The sequence below is a fragment of the Paenibacillus sp. P4_A7 genome (assembly GCF_056402455.1).
In genome coordinates, this window is the sequence record NZ_JBFUHJ010000765.1 from 1 (window position 1) to 1,368 (window position 1,368).

Consider the following 1,368-nt stretch of genomic DNA (forward strand, 5'->3'; position numbering starts at 1 on the left):
ACTCATAAACATCATTTACCGGTACGTAAATACAAGTTATACCCGTAATGTCTTCCAGTCTTTCTTCCGCTTTGATTCCCTCATTTTCCTGCATATCCGTTTCCTCCCTCTTAATATATATATCAATAATGATTACACCATAAACCCAACCATTTCTAATTTACCATTTCTACACATGTGTGAAATCATTTTTTTATTTACTTCACTTGTTCATCATGCTTTCCTGTCAGTTAGTATAAACAATATTAAATTCGCGAAAAGTCCAAATCAATATATGGTGTGTTATTCAGTAAGTTGAAATAGTAGAAGCGTCGAGCTTGTTCATCCCATTCACTCCAATCAAGAGCATTAAAATCTCTGCTTCTATATAGAGCGGATAAAACTCTAGCTTGTCTTAAATCGGTAAATAAAGGTATTTTCTTTAACCATTCTTGACTTACAGTATTTTCTTTACAATAGCCGTTTAAGAAATTGGAAAAAAAGCGCTTTGTAATCTCCTTTCTTACCTCTCCATCCACAACCCATGGTATGGGGATTTCATAAAATAATGGTGTAGCAATATCAGACACAAACCAGCTATATTCCGCCTCGTCAAAGTCGATAATATTTGCCTTATCCCCATCATTTAGATAATTCCCGCAGCTGACATCCCCATGAATAAGGCCGTAAGTTTCTTTATCCTTGGAAAAGTCGCTAACTTCCCCAATTAAACGGTCGAAACTGCTATATAATTCTGACGGACAATAGTTTTTAAATGAAGCTAATAAAGCATTATCATTCCATTCATACCGTAAATTTTTTGGGGTATAGTGAAGTGAAAGCTTATGTATTTTTCCAACAAATTGACCTATATTCTCATAAAAAGTATTGCTTTCCTCGGCAATTTTTGCATTTCTGCCAGAGACTTTCTCAAAAGCTGTCACAACAAAAGCATCATCAATTGTATGAAGAAGATCACCCATTAAAGTCTGAACCGGTCTAGCTACTTCTAAACCGGACTCCGCCAAAAACGTGATAAAGTCTAATTCTGCTCTCGTTAATAATTCATTCCGATGTGTTTTGTGGGCAATTCTTAGAATTACCTCGCGTTCTCCGACCAATCCAGAATATACAAAGTTTTGAAAACCATTTAATTCGATCATTGAGTCTTCGCGTATACCATAACGTTCTGCGGCTTGTCTCAATATATCTTGATTGAATAGCTGTTTAATCTTCTTATCCATATTACTCCTTATCCCCCTCCGAAAGTAATCTGATCTTATTCTAATTAAAATCAATTGATTACTGTCAATAAAAAACGTCTTTAAGTCGAGTAGAATGCAGGCCTACCATTTTGTAGGTTTGACCTGCAAGCCCTCACAGATCCGT

1 protein-coding gene is annotated in these 1,368 nt (G+C 35.7%); it reads right to left on the minus strand.

What is annotated here, in order from left to right; genetic code table 11:
- Positions 1-245: 245 nt before the first annotated feature.
- Complete coding sequence (locus tag AC1DWN_RS33790; protein ID WP_477563191.1) at positions 246-1,223, minus strand: phosphotransferase enzyme family protein; 978 nt, start codon at positions 1,221-1,223, stop codon at positions 246-248.
- Between the last annotated feature and the right edge of the window lie 145 nt (positions 1,224-1,368).